At 41.0% G+C, this 13,619-nt stretch carries 12 protein-coding genes and 1 pseudogene; 9 read left to right on the top strand and 4 right to left on the bottom strand.

The window, feature by feature from the left end:
* Window positions 1–43: 43 nt before the first annotated feature.
* Both prfA and prmC read left to right on the top strand, forming a co-directional pair.
* Window positions 44–1,123: a peptide chain release factor 1 gene (prfA, locus tag BANH1_RS01700; protein ID WP_015397713.1), complete on the top strand. Its 1,080-nt coding sequence runs from the start codon at window positions 44–46 to the stop codon at window positions 1,121–1,123.
* A complete protein-coding gene (gene prmC, locus BANH1_RS01695) occupies window positions 1,120–1,986 on the top strand; it encodes a peptide chain release factor N(5)-glutamine methyltransferase (RefSeq protein ID WP_015397712.1) in 867 nt (288 codons plus the stop codon). The genes prfA and prmC overlap by 4 nt, the downstream gene beginning before the upstream one ends.
* On the opposite strand, the gene nrdF is transcribed toward prmC, so the two are convergent.
* The 4 genes from nrdF to nrdH are packed head-to-tail and all read right to left on the bottom strand — an operon-like array spanning window position 1,983 to window position 5,723.
* Window positions 1,983–2,957: a class 1b ribonucleoside-diphosphate reductase subunit beta gene (gene nrdF, locus BANH1_RS01690; protein ID WP_015397711.1), complete on the bottom strand. Its 975-nt coding sequence runs from the start codon at window positions 2,955–2,957 to the stop codon at window positions 1,983–1,985. The two genes, prmC and nrdF, sit on opposite strands and share 4 nt — an antisense overlap.
* Window positions 2,958–2,968: 11 nt before the next feature.
* Window positions 2,969–5,119, bottom strand: coding sequence for a class 1b ribonucleoside-diphosphate reductase subunit alpha (nrdE, locus tag BANH1_RS01685; protein ID WP_015397710.1), 2,151 nt, complete (start codon window positions 5,117–5,119; stop codon window positions 2,969–2,971).
* Complete coding sequence (gene nrdI / locus BANH1_RS01680) at window positions 5,101–5,499, bottom strand: class Ib ribonucleoside-diphosphate reductase assembly flavoprotein NrdI (RefSeq protein WP_015397709.1); 399 nt, start codon at window positions 5,497–5,499, stop codon at window positions 5,101–5,103. Before nrdI ends, nrdE begins: the two co-directional genes overlap by 19 nt.
* Window positions 5,499–5,723 (bottom strand): glutaredoxin-like protein NrdH, encoded by a 225-nt coding sequence (gene nrdH, locus BANH1_RS01675; RefSeq protein ID WP_015397708.1) that lies wholly within the window; start codon window positions 5,721–5,723, stop codon window positions 5,499–5,501. Before nrdH ends, nrdI begins: the two co-directional genes overlap by 1 nt.
* A gap of 748 nt (window positions 5,724–6,471) precedes the next feature.
* Between nrdH and BANH1_RS01670 the strand changes: the two genes are divergently transcribed.
* The 7 genes and pseudogenes from BANH1_RS01670 (at window position 6,472) to BANH1_RS01645 (ending at window position 13,614) form a co-directional block, all read left to right on the top strand.
* The gene (locus BANH1_RS01670) at window positions 6,472–7,224 is read left to right on the top strand and encodes an ABC transporter ATP-binding protein (protein ID WP_015397707.1); all 753 of its coding nucleotides are present in this window, start codon (window positions 6,472–6,474) and stop codon (window positions 7,222–7,224) included.
* Between the two features lie 3 nt (window positions 7,225–7,227).
* Window positions 7,228–8,079: pseudogene (locus BANH1_RS07455) on the top strand (metal ABC transporter permease); the annotation flags it as partial.
* 30 nt (window positions 8,080–8,109) lie between these two features.
* Entirely contained in the window at window positions 8,110–9,033 is a 924-nt protein-coding gene (locus BANH1_RS07450; protein WP_210160694.1) for a metal ABC transporter solute-binding protein, Zn/Mn family, read from the top strand.
* Between the two features lie 371 nt (window positions 9,034–9,404).
* Complete coding sequence (gene ugpB / locus BANH1_RS01660) at window positions 9,405–10,730, top strand: sn-glycerol-3-phosphate ABC transporter substrate-binding protein UgpB (protein ID WP_015397705.1); 1,326 nt, start codon at window positions 9,405–9,407, stop codon at window positions 10,728–10,730.
* A 97-nt stretch (window positions 10,731–10,827) separates the two neighbouring features.
* Window positions 10,828–11,712: a sn-glycerol-3-phosphate ABC transporter permease UgpA gene (ugpA, locus tag BANH1_RS01655; RefSeq protein ID WP_015397704.1), complete on the top strand. Its 885-nt coding sequence runs from the start codon at window positions 10,828–10,830 to the stop codon at window positions 11,710–11,712.
* A 10-nt stretch (window positions 11,713–11,722) separates the two neighbouring features.
* Window positions 11,723–12,574, top strand: coding sequence for a sn-glycerol-3-phosphate ABC transporter permease UgpE (gene ugpE, locus BANH1_RS01650; RefSeq protein ID WP_015397703.1), 852 nt, complete (start codon window positions 11,723–11,725; stop codon window positions 12,572–12,574).
* Between the two features lie 2 nt (window positions 12,575–12,576).
* Window positions 12,577–13,614 (top strand): sn-glycerol-3-phosphate import ATP-binding protein UgpC, encoded by a 1,038-nt coding sequence (locus BANH1_RS01645; RefSeq protein WP_015397702.1) that lies wholly within the window; start codon window positions 12,577–12,579, stop codon window positions 13,612–13,614.
* Window positions 13,615–13,619: the final 5 nt, after the last annotated feature.

The following is a 13,619-nucleotide window of genomic DNA, read 5'->3' as shown; positions in this document are numbered from 1 at the left end:
CTGTCGCTTTTTAACATTATAACGAAATTAGGCTAACATTGTTATGGTTTCTTTGCCGCAAGACCGTATGAAAAAACTTGAAAAGCGCTTCGAAGTAATTGAAAGTCAAATGGCTGAAAATCCAAATGCTGAGATTTATGTAAAATTAGCTTCTGAATACGCGGAATTACGGCCGATCGTCGCTCCTATACGGATATTAAATACTGCCTATAAAGAAATAAAAGAACTTAAAACTATAATAGACGATACGCAAACAGACCCAGAAATGCGCACCCTCGCTCAAGAAGAAATGCCGTTATTATATCAGAAAATTGAACAACTTGAGAGAGAACTTCAAATTCTTCTTTTACCCAAAGACATTGCCGACGAAAAAAGTGCCATCATTGAAATTCGAGCAGGAACAGGCGGGTTAGAAGCAGCTCTTTTTGCTGGAGATCTTTTCCGTATGTATGAACGTTACGCTAGTGCCCATAATTGGAAAGTCGAAATCGTTTCACTTAGCGAAAGTGAAGTTGGCGGATATAAAGAAATTATTGCTTCCATTTCAGGCAAAGGGGTATTTTCTAAGCTCAAATTTGAATCAGGCGTCCATCGCGTACAACGCATCCCTGAAACAGAAACTGGTGGACGCATCCATACGTCGGCGGCTACCGTTGCTGTGCTTCCGGAAGCCGAAGAGATTGACGTCGAAATCCGTCCAGAAGATATCCGTATAGATACAATGCGCGCTTCTGGCGCAGGTGGACAACATGTCAACACAACTGATTCAGCCGTTCGTATCACTCATATTCCAACGGGAATTATGGTTGTACAAGCGGAAAAATCACAACACCAAAACCGTGTACGTGCACTCCAAATTTTGCGCGCACGCTTATTTGATATCGAACGACGGAAAGCGGCGAGCGAACGTTCAGCATCCCGTAAAACTCAAGTTGGCTCTGGTGATCGATCAGAACGTATTCGCACCTATAATTTCCCCCAAGGACGCGTCACTGACCACCGTATTAATCTCACTTTGTACAAGCTCGACCGCGTTATGGAAGGAGATCTTGATGAATTTATCGACGCACTTATTTCTGACCACCAGGCAGCACTCCTTACCGAAATAGATGATAATGAATGAGCTATCATTTCCTAGACAATATCATCCGGCAAACACAAGGAAAGCTGAGGCAGCACGGAATCTCTGAGGCTAACCTTGACGCAAAAATACTCGTTGAGTGGGCAACAGGAACAAACCTGTCTGACAGAATTCTCCGACCAAATATGCGCCTGTCTTCCAGACAAATCACGCAGTTAGAAAAAGCTGTGAAACGACGTATCTCCGGTGAACCGGTCTATCGTATTATTGGGACACGGGAATTTTATGGCATATCATTTGCTTTGTCTCGAGATACATTAGAACCGCGCTCCGACACAGAAACGCTGGTTGACCTTGTTTTGCCAATCCTTCAAAAATGCGTACAAAAATTTAAAAAAACGACATTTCTTGATATGGGGACAGGAACCGGTGCTATCGCTGTCGCGGTTCTCAAACAAATTTCTGAAGCCTATGCAACAGCCGTCGACATCTCTGAAGATGCCCTGAAAACAGCCACAAAAAACGCGGAAAACGCAAACGTTGAAGAGCGGTTTACACCTCTTCTCAGTGATTGGTTTGAACTCGTTACGGAACGATTTGATCTTGTTATTTCGAATCCGCCGTATATTCCAGAAAAAGATATAAAAAATCTCGCAAAAGAAGTACGCGAATATGATCCATTATGTGCTCTCATTGGCGGAAAAGATGGCCTTAATTTCTACCGTAAGCTCGCTCAGGAATCAGCATACTACCTCAAACCAAAAGGTTATGTAGCTGTCGAAATTGGCTATTCGCAAACAAAAGAAGTTCGCAATTTGTTTGAAAAAAATGGATTCAAATATTTAGAAATGCGCAAAGACCTAAGTGCTATACCCCGTGCGCTTCTCTTTAGATCAAACAGTTAAAATGCCCAATCTTCGTCTGTAGTCGAAACCGCTTTACCGATCACATAAGAAGAACCTGAACCCGAAAAAAAATCATGATTTTCATCAGAATTTGGAGATAAAGCGGCCAAAATAGCGGGATTCACCCGACAAACCTCAGGCGGGAAAAGGGGTTCAAACCCCAAATTCATTAATGCCTTATTCGCATTATAGTGGAGAAAAACTTTAACATCCTCTGTCAATTCGATAGGATCATAAAGGTCCTCAGTATATTTACATTCAATATTATAAAGGTCAAAGAGAAGACCGAAAGCAAAATCCTTCATTTCTTGCTTTTCAGCTTCACTGAGCTTTGCAAATCCTAATTGAAATTTATAACCTATATAGTAGCCATGCACAGCTTCATCACGGATAATAAGCCGAATTAAATCAGCTGTGTTGCTTAATTTAGCACGACTTGACCAATACATTGGCAGATAAAAACCGGAATAAAACAAAAAACTTTCAAGCAAAGTTGAAGCAATTTTTTTCTTTAGTGGATTATTTGCTTCATAACGTTCGAGCACTAATTTCGCTTTTTTCTGCAAATGGGTATTTTCTTCTGACCACCTAAAAGCCTCATCAACCTCTACTGTCGAACACAAAGTTGAAAAAATGGAAGAATAAGACTTTGCATGAACCGCTTCCATGAATGCGATATTTGTCAATACAGCTTCCTCATGCTCTGTCACTGCATCAGCCATAAGCGAAATAGCTCCTACAGTATTTTGAATTGTATCAAGCAGAGTCAAACCCGTGAAAACACGAATCGTCAACTTCCTTTCTTCCTCCGTTAAGCTAGACCACGAAGGAATATCATTAGAAAGAGGGACCTTCTCTGGCAACCAAAAATTTCCAGTTAAACGATTCCAAACTTCAAGATCTTTTTCATCGTGTAACTTATTCCAATTTACGGCACTGACGACGGGATTTTTAGTTGAAATCTTTGTCATATGATTATCTCCTATAGACTGCACGAAACACAGCCATCAACTTCTGTGCCACTTAGAGCCATTTGCCGCAACCGCACATAATAAATACTCTTTATGCCCTTCTTCCAGGCGTAAATCTGCGCGCGGTTGATATCACGCGTAGTAGCCGTATCAGGAAAAAATAATGTTAACGAAAGACCTTGATCTACATGCTGCGTAGCAGCAGCATAAGTATCAATAATTTTTTCAGGCCCTATCTCATAAGCATCCTGATAAAAATCTAAATTCGTATTATCCATATAAGGAGCAGGATAATAAACACGCCCAATCTTTCCTTCTTTACGAATTTCAATCTTTGAAGCAATCGGGTGAATAGAAGAAGTCGCATTATTAATATAAGAAATAGACCCTGTAGGAGGAACAGCCTGGAGATTGCGGTTATAAAGTCCATGCTGTGCTATCAACTCCTTAAGTTCTTGCCAATCCTTTTGGTTCGGTATGATAATATTACTTCGCGCAAAAAGTTCTTGTACAAGCGCAAATTGTGGCTTCCATTCTCTCTCTATATATTTTGTAAAAAAACTACCGTCAGCGTAAGCTGATTTTTCAAATTCCGCAAATATCTCCTGACGCTCACGTGCAATTAAATTAGACGCACGTAGCGCGTGGTATGCTACTATATAAAAATAGATATTAGTGAAATCAATTGCTTCTGGGGACCCATAATAAATCTGTTCACGCGCCAAAAAACCGTGCAAATTCATCTGTCCTAGGCCAATTGCGTGACTTTCAGCATTTCCTTTTGCAATAGAGGGCACACAGGCGATATTGCTCATATCGGAGACGGCCGTGAGAGCGCGAATAGCTGTTTCTACTGTTTGCCCAAAATCATGGCTTTGCATAGCTTTTGCTATATTCATTGAACCAAGATTGCAAGATATATCACTTCCGACAGTGCGATAAGTTAAATCCGTCTCTAGTTCACTCGCTTCACTTACCTGCAAAATTTCTGAACATAAATTACTCATGCTAATACGGCCCGCTATCGGATTAGCTCGATTAGCTGTATCTTCAAATAAAATATACGGATAACCTGACTCAAACTGAATTTCCGCTAATGTCTGAAAAAAAACACGTGCACTTATTTTCTTTTTACGGATTCTCGAATCATCAACAAAAGATCGGTAATGCTCTGTTAAAGAAATATCGCTAAAGGGCTTTCCTGTAACCTGCTCTATATCATAAGGCGAGAACAGGTACATATCTTCGTTATTACGTGCAAGTTCAAAAGTAATATCAGGAATAACCACACCAAGAGAAAGGGTTTTGATTCTGACCTTTTCGTCAGCGTTTTCGCGTTTTGTGTCCAAAAATTTCATAATATCCAGGTGGTGCGCGTGCAAATAGACAGCACCTGCCCCCTGTCGTGCACCAAGTTGATTAGCGTAAGAAAACGCATCTTCTAATAGTTTCATCACGGGCAATACACCCGATGACTGATTTTCTATTTGCTTAATCGGTGCACCTGCTTCTCGCAAATTAGTTAAACAAAGCGCCACACCTCCACCGCGTTTCGAAAGTTGCAAAGCTGAATTGATTGAACGACCTATCGATTCCATATTGTCTTCAACCCGCAACAAAAAACACGATACCAATTCGCCCCGTTGCTTTTTTCCCGCATTTAAAAATGTCGGTGTTGCAGGCTGAAACCGCCCTGTCATAATTTCATCAACAAAATTTTCAGCGAGGGCCTCATTCCCTTGTGCTAAGTACAAAGCTACAAGACAGACGCGGTCCTCATAACGTTCAAGATAACGCTTTCCGTCAAAAGTCTTCAGCGTATAACTGGTATAATATTTGAATGCGCCCAAAAAAGTAGGAAAGCGAAACTTAAAAGCATAAGCGCGTTTAAAAAGTTTTTTGACAAAAGAAAAACTATAAAGCTCGAATAGCGTTTTCTCGTAATAGCCCTCCTCTATTAGGTAGTCTATTTTCTCTTTTAAATTATGAAAAAAAACCGTATTCTGATTGACATGCTGAAGGAAATACTGCCGCGCAGCAAGCCGGTCCATGTCAAATTGAATATGGCCGTTCTCGTCATAAAGGTTCAGCATCGCATTCAGCGCATGATAATCTGTAATATAATCCAGTTTTTGCGACCGCTCTATATCAATTGTTTCCAAAATTTTTCCAATCCCTTTTTAACACAGACAACATCTTCCTCAGTTCCACGCAACTCGAAACAATAGAGGCAAGGTACACAACATTTTTCAGCAATTACTCTTCCAGCTAAACCGTAATTGCGACCAAAACTACGGTTCCCACCGCCGATGACTCCACGAATTAATTTACGGTTTTCTACTTCATTAAGGAAGTGAATAACGGCCTTCGGTACAGCCATTCTTCCCTCACCATCCGCGTAAGTAGGGACAACCAACACATAAGGCTCCTTCACTAAGGTAGATGGCCTTCTTTTATCAATTTTGAAAAGTTTCTGCCCAAGCTGAGAAACAAAATGCTCAGTATTACCCGTTACACTCGAATAATAAACAATCAGCCCCATTAACCGCAGAGACCGCTAATCATATCTGGCCTAAAACCCGACCAATGATTCTCGCCGCAAACAACCACAGGAACTTGGCGGTAGCCTAAAGATTGAATAAAATTATATGCTTGTTCATCGCGGGAAACATCGACGACACGATAATTAATGCCTTTAGCGTCAAAGGCTCGATAAGTAGCATCACATTGAACGCAAGACGGCTTGCTGTAAATAGTAACAGGCATTTTCTTCAACTTCCATATTCTCAAAAAATAACCCCGTAAAGGAGCTAATTTCGATAATTTCGTAAAACTTAAAAACGATAAAAATCAAAAATTATGTGCAAAAACCGCACAACCACATTCCAATTAAAGCAACACCCCCCGACATACCTTAAATTTCCGTCACCTTGTACCGGAAATAATTCGAATTATGACGTAAATAGACGATCACTGCAAAATCCGAATAACCGACTCTCCCCAGTTACAAAACACTTTTTTCGGCGCCTTGCTCCCCTCCCGCTACCTTTTATGACCAATTCGTCACAGAGCAAAACACCCCAATAATAACCCCGGTGCTATAACTCTGCCCTCACTGCGTTAAAAAAGTTTAACAAAAAAGAAAAAGAACCACCCCTAAATGCACATATCTCAGCGAAACTGCTACTTCATTTACTATTTATAAATACAATACCATTCGCCATTATTATTGTGGAAATAATTCAGGCTTCAAATTAAGACGAGTTGCACCTCTTCTAAATTTGCACTTAGATTTAGACCACCATCATTCTGATACTGTATATTACTTTGATACCATATATAGTATACGTATACGCTATTTCGTCAAGAAAAATTCAAACATTATTTTAAATTTTCCACGACATTCCGATCAAAATACACGATCTCCCAAAGCGTATGTCACGGACGGTATTTTATTGACAAATGTAATTATATAACATAACATTATAAAAAATTAATAAAGACGGTCCTGATTATGAGCTTACATTTTAACGATGTGACATTGGGTTATGCTGGTACAATAGCCATAAAGGGTTTTTCAGCGAAACTGGACGCGGGCTCGCTGATCGCGGTAATTGGTGATAACGGTTCTGGGAAATCTACGCTGCTCAAAGCCATTGCTGGGGTAATTAAGCCTGTCAGTGGTAAAATTACAAAACCTAAAAAAAGCCGCGTTGCTTATCTAGCTCAACAAAGCGATATAGATAAAACGTTCCCAATCGATGTAGAGACGCTCGTAAAAATGGGGTTGTGGCCCCTGTGTGGATTATGGAAAAGCCAACGCCCTTATCAAAGTAAAATTCAGGATGCACTCGAAAAAGTCAGGCTCGTAGCACAAGCAAACTATCCGCTCGATACGCTGTCAAGTGGTCAACTGCAACGCGCTCTTTTTGCGCGTATTATCGTGCAAGATTCTAATATTATCTTGCTCGATGAACCCTTCAACGGTGTTGATCTTAATACCAAAAAAGACCTCCTTCTATTGATTCGTCGTTGGCAACAGCAAGGTCGAACGATTTTTATAGCACTACATGATCCACTTATTGTCAAAGAACATTTTTCACGAGTGATTCATATCGATAAACGATGCGCTGTTTATGAGAAAACAGCGCAATTTCTCGATGCCGGCAATCATCATTTCCTACCGTCTTTTATGCCCAATTTTTCCTGGGTTAATTTACAAAAACAATATCTTCTAGCTAATATTTCCGGCCGAATTGGATCTTAATACGTGTACGCGTTTTTCATAGCTCCTTTTATTGACTTCCAATTTATGCAAAGTGCTTTAATCGGTTCGATTTTATTAGCAATTAGCGCTTGCCCTATCGGCGTATTTTTGATGCTACGTGGTATGAGTTTAACAGGCGACGCCATGTCGCACGCTATCCTCCCTGGTGTTGCAATCGCTTTTCTTTTTTGTGGCTTCTCTCTCATATCCATGACAATTGGTGGCTTTTTAGCGGGCATTGTCGTTGTATTAGCAACTGCTTTAATTTCAAGAAACAGCCCGCAAAAAGAAGATGCGTCAATGGCAGTCTTTTATCTTATTGCGTTAGCATCGGGTGTTATTATCGTTTCGCTTAAAGGATCGACTATCGATCTACTTCATCTTTTATTTGGTTCGGTACTCGCTATCACCCCACAAACCCTTTGGTTAATCACCGCTATAATGTTAATAACAGTGAGCAGCTTACGCATTTTCTGGCGCGCTCTCGCGATGGAAAGCCTGGACCCACTATTATTTAGATCGCTCTCTCCGCTGGGAAAATACGTCCACATATCGCTGCTTGGACTTATGGTATTAAACCTCGTTGGCGGCTTTCAATCACTAGGGACGCTTCTTTCGATCGGCCTCATGATGATTCCGGCCATTACAGCCCGTTTTTGGTTTTCGCGTCTTATTCCTATCTGCGTCTTATCTATCATATTAGGAATAATTTCCAGCATATTCGGCCTACTGCTTTCTTTCCATATATCACTCCCCTCCGGCCCAGCGATTATCATGGCAGCGGGACTTATTTACCTTGTCTCTTGCTTCATAAGCCCTCGCGGCCTCGCTGCTGCTTGGTCCCCCTGCCTTTTTTGCGGCTCCCCTTTATCGCAAAAAGGCAGCATGCGCAAGCTCGTCAAAAAATCCATCCTATTTAGCTTTTTTTTATTTTTTCTTTCCTTCCCATTCCCCGCCGCTGCACATAAGACAATTAAAGTAGTTGCGAGCTTTTCCATTATCGCAGACTTTGTAAAAAATGTAGGAAGGGACCGCGTTTCTATCACTACCTTTGTTGGCCCTAACGGAAATACTCATATTTATGAACCTACTCCCCACGACGCAAAAGCTCTCAAAAATGCCCGTATTATTTTTGTTAACGGACTCTACTTAGAAGACTTTATCGACAAATTAATCACAGCGACCGATACGAAAGCGCTCCTCGTCAAAGTCAGCGATAATATTTCTCCCATTAACATCGAAAATCAAGAACGTGACGCCGCACATCATCACCTCGGTAATATTGATCCACACGCGTGGCAGGCTGTCCCTAACGCTAAAATTTATATCAAAAATATCGCAGCTGCTTTTTGCAAAATCGATCAACAATCATGCGAAAACTATAATAAAAATGCTGACGCTTATATCCAAAAGCTGGACGCAACACAGGCGATCATCAAAGCGCAAATTGCTGCCATCCCGAAAAATAAGCGCACTATTATTACATCTCATGACGCTTTTGGCTATTTCGCTCATGAATATAATTTTACCATACTTGCACCCGAGAATACATCGACCGAAACCGAAGCTACCGCAGCGGATGTTGCCAAACTTATCAAACAAATTAAAAGCAAGGAAGCATCTGCGCTGTTCGTCGAAAATATCTCAAATCCTCGTCTCATAGAGCAGATCTCAAAAGAAACAGGCTTAAAGGTCGGCGGCACGCTTTATTCCGACGCACTATCAGAAAAAGACGGCCCTGCCGCAACTTATCTTGATATGATGACACACAACGTCACGACCATCGTCGATGCTATAATAAAACGCTGAAATACACAATAATGAATGGCGAAAATATAATTACTTTAAAATTATAAACTAAACGCCACAAAGGATATGTCCCGTAGAGCCACTGTACTTCCCTCGCCAGAGTAATATCCCACTGTCCATATCCTTTATCATTTTTTTAGCCTCTTTTTTCAATTATTTTGGTTCTATCCCCTGCTATTGACGGCTACATTTGTCAGCAACAATATACACACTAAGCCGAAAGCCGGCTTATTCTAACAAATTTATTTGACCTTTTCGTGGTTCATGTTTAAATGGGCCGGCATATTTCCGAAACAGAGCAATTCGTAATATATTAACGGGTCATTATAATCTAAGAAAACTGCGTTCCAGCAATTCAGAAAGGGTGTGTCATGAACCGTCTTTATCTTTCCGCGATAGTCTTTACAATCACTACGGTCGCGGCAACAGCGGGTTTTGCGCAAACAAAAATCAGTTTTTGGCATTCCATGAGTGGAAATATTGGGAAAAAAGTCGAGCAGTTTATTAACGATTTTAATGCAAGCCAATCTGATTACGAAGTTGTTCCTTCGTATCGTGGCGAGTACGAAGAAGGTATGGTTTCGCTTATTGCGTCATTTCGCGGAAGACAGCAACCAGTTCTTGCCCAAATTTATGACGCTGGTACCGGCACTATGATGGCTGCAAAAAACGCAGTCTACCCACTTTATCTGCTTATGGCTGATACGAAAAGGGAATTCAACCCCGCGGACTACCTACCTGCTGTAAGAAGCTATTACTCTGATCTTACGGGGCAGATGTTGTCCATGCCGTTCAATGTTTCAACGCCGATCCTTTTTTATAATAAAAATATTTTTAAAAAAGCGGGCCTTGACCCAGAGCGGCCGCCTAAAACTTGGCAAGATATCGAGGATTTTTCAATGAAAATCCTCGAGAGTAAAGCGGCAAACTGCGGTTTTACAATGTCTTATGCGCCACAATGGATTGGTTTAGAAAATTTTTCAGCATTTCATAATCTCCCTTACGCGACGAAAGAAAATGGCCTTGGAGGATTTGATTCAGAACTCACGTTCAATGGCCCTGTGCAGATACGTATGTGGGCTGATTTTAAAAAATGGTCAGATCAGGGCATTTTTTACTACGGTGGTCCGGCTGGCTCATTAGATTCAGAACCGATGTTTATGGCGCAAAATTGTGCAATTTTTATACAATCTTCAGGATCACTTGGTGGAATCGTTTCGGAAGCTCAATTTGATGTTGGGTTCGGTATGTTGCCTTATTACGGTTATGTAGACGGCGCGCCTCAAAACTCGATTATTGGTGGTGCCTCTATTTGGATTTTGAAAGGTCACACACCAGAAGAATACGCAGGTGCAGCAGCATTTCTCGAATTCCTCTCAAAAACAGATAATCAGGCTAAATGGCATCAGGAAACGGGTTATCTTCCAATCACAAAAGCTGCTTATGAATTGAGCAAAAAACAGCATTTCTACGATAATCACCTAGGCGCAAATATCGCTATTGAACAGCTTAATCTCAACCCACCGACAGCAAACTCGAAAGGATTAAGACTTGGCAACTTACCGCAAATTCGTTCCGTTCTTGATCAAGAATTCGAGGCCGTTCTTAATGACTCAAAAACGCCGGAAGATGGGTTAAACGAGGCAGTCAGGCGCGGTAATGAAATTTTGCGCGAATTTGAAAAAACCAACTATTAGAATTTCCTGATAACTGTCGAAGGTTAAAAAGCTTAACCTAGGAAGTTGGATTTTTTTTAACCCGTCTCCCTAAGCCCTTCATTCAAGAGTCATGTAAATGCAACAGAAACATGCGTATTTTAAAAAGAGCTTCTTCCCTTATTGGCTGCTCTTACCTCAACTCGCTGTGACTTTTCTATTTTTCCTCTGGCCCGCAGCCCAAGCAGTAAAATCGTCTTTCGAAAGGGAAGACCCTTTCGGCTTTACAACAACCTTTGTTGGCTTTGAAAATTACGTAACGGTCCTATCTGACCCAATTTATATAAAATCACTCATCACGACCGTAATATTTTCCGTCTCCGTCACTGTCGTTTCAATGACAATATCACTTATTTTAGCCGTTTCTGTTGATCGTGTTATCCGTGCAAAAAAGGTCTACACGATGCTCTTACTCTGGCCCTATGCAGTTGCCCCTGTATTGGCGGGCATATTATGGCTGTTTATTTTCCACCCAACCGTTGGAATCGTTCCTTTTCTTCTCGAAAAAATAGGTATTGCATGGAATCATCGTATCAGCGGAACACAAGCGATGATCCTTATTGTAATTGCCGCCAGCTGGAAACAAATCTCCTATAATTTCCTCTTTTTTCTTGCTGGTCTCCAATCAGTTCCACATTCTCAAATAGAGGCAGCAGCAATCGATGGTGCCGGTCCTTTTAAACGATTTTGGACTGTAGTTTTCCCACAAATTTCGCCAACAACCTTTTTTCTACTTATAGTCAACATCCATTATGTCATGTTTGATACATTTGGTATTATAGATAACATGACCTCCGGAGGGCCCGCGCGTGCGACGAGCACTCTCGTCTACAAAGTGTACGATGATGGTTTCAAAAATCAGATAATAGGTGCGTCAACAGCACAATCGACGATCTTGATGCTAATGGTAGCCGTTTTAACATTCATCCAATTTCGCTGGATTGAACGTCGCGTACAATATTAGGAAATAAATTATGGTTGAAAATCGCCCTTTTTTGAAATTTCTAACCCATCTTGTCCTAATCGTCGGTGTTATCGTCATATGCTTCCCAGTTTATGTTGCTATTATTGCATCAACTCACAATTCAGCCATATTTAATTCGGGAATGTTGCCTCTCCTCCCCGGGAAATATGGTCTAGAAAATTACAAAATGATATTCGGCGGGAACCTCGTGCAACTCGGTCTTCCGCCCCTTTGGACGCTTTTAATGAACTCTCTCATTATGGCTATTGGTATTAGTGTTGGCAAAATTATTATTTCTCTTTTGTCTGCTTATGCAATTGTCTATATGCGCTTTCCCTTTCGTAAAACCGCTTTTGCTCTCATCTTCGTCACATTAATGTTGCCTATCGAAGTTCGCATCATCCCGACATTCACGGTAGTTGCGCAGTTGGGGATGATAAATACCTATAGTGGTATGATTATTCCACTCATTGCATCAGCTACCGCTACATTTTTATTTCGTCAATTTTTTCTGACCGTTCCTGATGAGCTCTTAGAAGCCGCTCGTGTCGATGGTGCGGGGCCACTTAAATTTTTTAAAGATATCCTTCTACCTCTCAGCAGAAGTAATATTGCTGCTTTATTTATCATCATGTTCATTTACGGATGGGTGCAGTATCTCTGGCCTCTTATTGCAACGACAGATCAGAATCACCAAACTATTCTCGTTATCTTGAAGCAACTTGTTGTAGAATCACTTCAACATGATCCTCAGTGGAATATCTTGATGGCAGTATCGGTTGTGGCCATGGTGCCGCCTGTCTTAGTTGTCATTTTCATGCAGCGGCTTTTTATTAAAGGCCTCATTGAAACGGAGAAATAACTTTGGCTACAATCCAATTATCAAATATAAAAAAACAATATAGCAATGATATCGTGGTCATCGATGATTTAAATTTAACTGTTGCTGATCGTGAGCTTCTCGTTATCGTCGGTCCCTCAGGGTGTGGGAAATCGACTTTATTACGTATAATCGCGGGGCTTGAACAAATTACTTCAGGTGAACTCTATATCGATGATGAGCGTATCAATGACCGCGAACCAGCTGACCGCGATATTGCTATGGTTTTTCAAAATTACGCGCTCTATCCGCATATGACAGTCCGCGGAAATTTGGAATATGGGCTTAAAAATCGTAAAACACCCAGAGAAGAAATTAATAAACGTATTGCACGTGCCGCAAAACTTTTAGAAATAGAGCCATTTCTTGACCGTAAACCGCGGCAATTATCTGGAGGGCAGCGTCAACGTGTCGCAATGGGGCGTGTTATTGTACGCCAACCACGTGTCTTTCTTTTTGATGAACCTCTTTCAAATCTCGATGCAAAATTGCGTGCCCAAATGTGCGTTGAAATTAAAACACTGCAGCGCTCATTGGGAACAACAAGCCTTTACGTTACCCATGATCAACTAGAAGCCATGACACTAGCTGACAGAATAGTCGTAATGAACAAAGGATATATAGAGCAAGTTGGAACTCCAATGGAAATTTACGACTACCCAGCTACAACCTTTGTCGCTGACTTCATTGGCTCTCCTCCTATTAATTTCCTTGATCGTCAGATCTTAGAACAATATTTAGGCCATTCATTTCCTTGCAATCAAAAAACTGATATTTTAGCATTTAGACCAGAAGTAATCTTGTTAGGCGAATATCCAGATAAAGGGCCTGTTTTTCATACACAAATTGAACTCATCAAACCTGTTGGAACGGGGTGCCATGTTTTAACACGCTGGAACGACGCTATTTTTACTGTTGAAGTAAAAGAGCGCCTTACAAACGACTATGGACAAAAATTAAGCTTCACTGTTGCTAATCAAAGTTTTCATACTTTTAACAAAACCACAGGAAAACGCACATAATTGAT

It is taken from the genome of Bartonella australis AUST/NH1 (genome assembly GCF_000341355.1).
Taxonomy (GTDB): Bacteria; Pseudomonadota; Alphaproteobacteria; order Rhizobiales; family Rhizobiaceae; genus Bartonella; species Bartonella australis.
Note: the sequence above shows the minus strand (reverse complement) of the source record. Positions and strands in the feature narration are given on the sequence as shown.

Coding starts and splice junctions, on each gene's coding strand:
- prfA (WP_015397713.1), top strand. CDS start 44: ATGGTTTCTTTGCCGCAAGACCGTATGAAAAAACTTGAAAAGCGCTTC.
- prmC (WP_015397712.1), top strand. CDS start 1,120: ATGAGCTATCATTTCCTAGACAATATCATCCGGCAAACACAAGGAAAG.
- nrdF (WP_015397711.1), bottom strand. CDS start 2,957: ATGACAAAGATTTCAACTAAAAATCCCGTCGTCAGTGCCGTAAATTGG.
- nrdI (WP_015397709.1), bottom strand. CDS start 5,499: ATGGGGCTGATTGTTTATTATTCGAGTGTAACGGGTAATACTGAGCAT.
- nrdH (WP_015397708.1), bottom strand. CDS start 5,723: ATGCCTGTTACTATTTACAGCAAGCCGTCTTGCGTTCAATGTGATGCT.
- BANH1_RS01670 (WP_015397707.1), top strand. CDS start 6,472: ATGAGCTTACATTTTAACGATGTGACATTGGGTTATGCTGGTACAATA.
- BANH1_RS07450 (WP_210160694.1), top strand. CDS start 8,110: ATGCGCAAGCTCGTCAAAAAATCCATCCTATTTAGCTTTTTTTTATTT.
- ugpB (WP_015397705.1), top strand. CDS start 9,405: ATGAACCGTCTTTATCTTTCCGCGATAGTCTTTACAATCACTACGGTC.
- ugpA (WP_015397704.1), top strand. CDS start 10,828: ATGCAACAGAAACATGCGTATTTTAAAAAGAGCTTCTTCCCTTATTGG.
- ugpE (WP_015397703.1), top strand. CDS start 11,723: ATGGTTGAAAATCGCCCTTTTTTGAAATTTCTAACCCATCTTGTCCTA.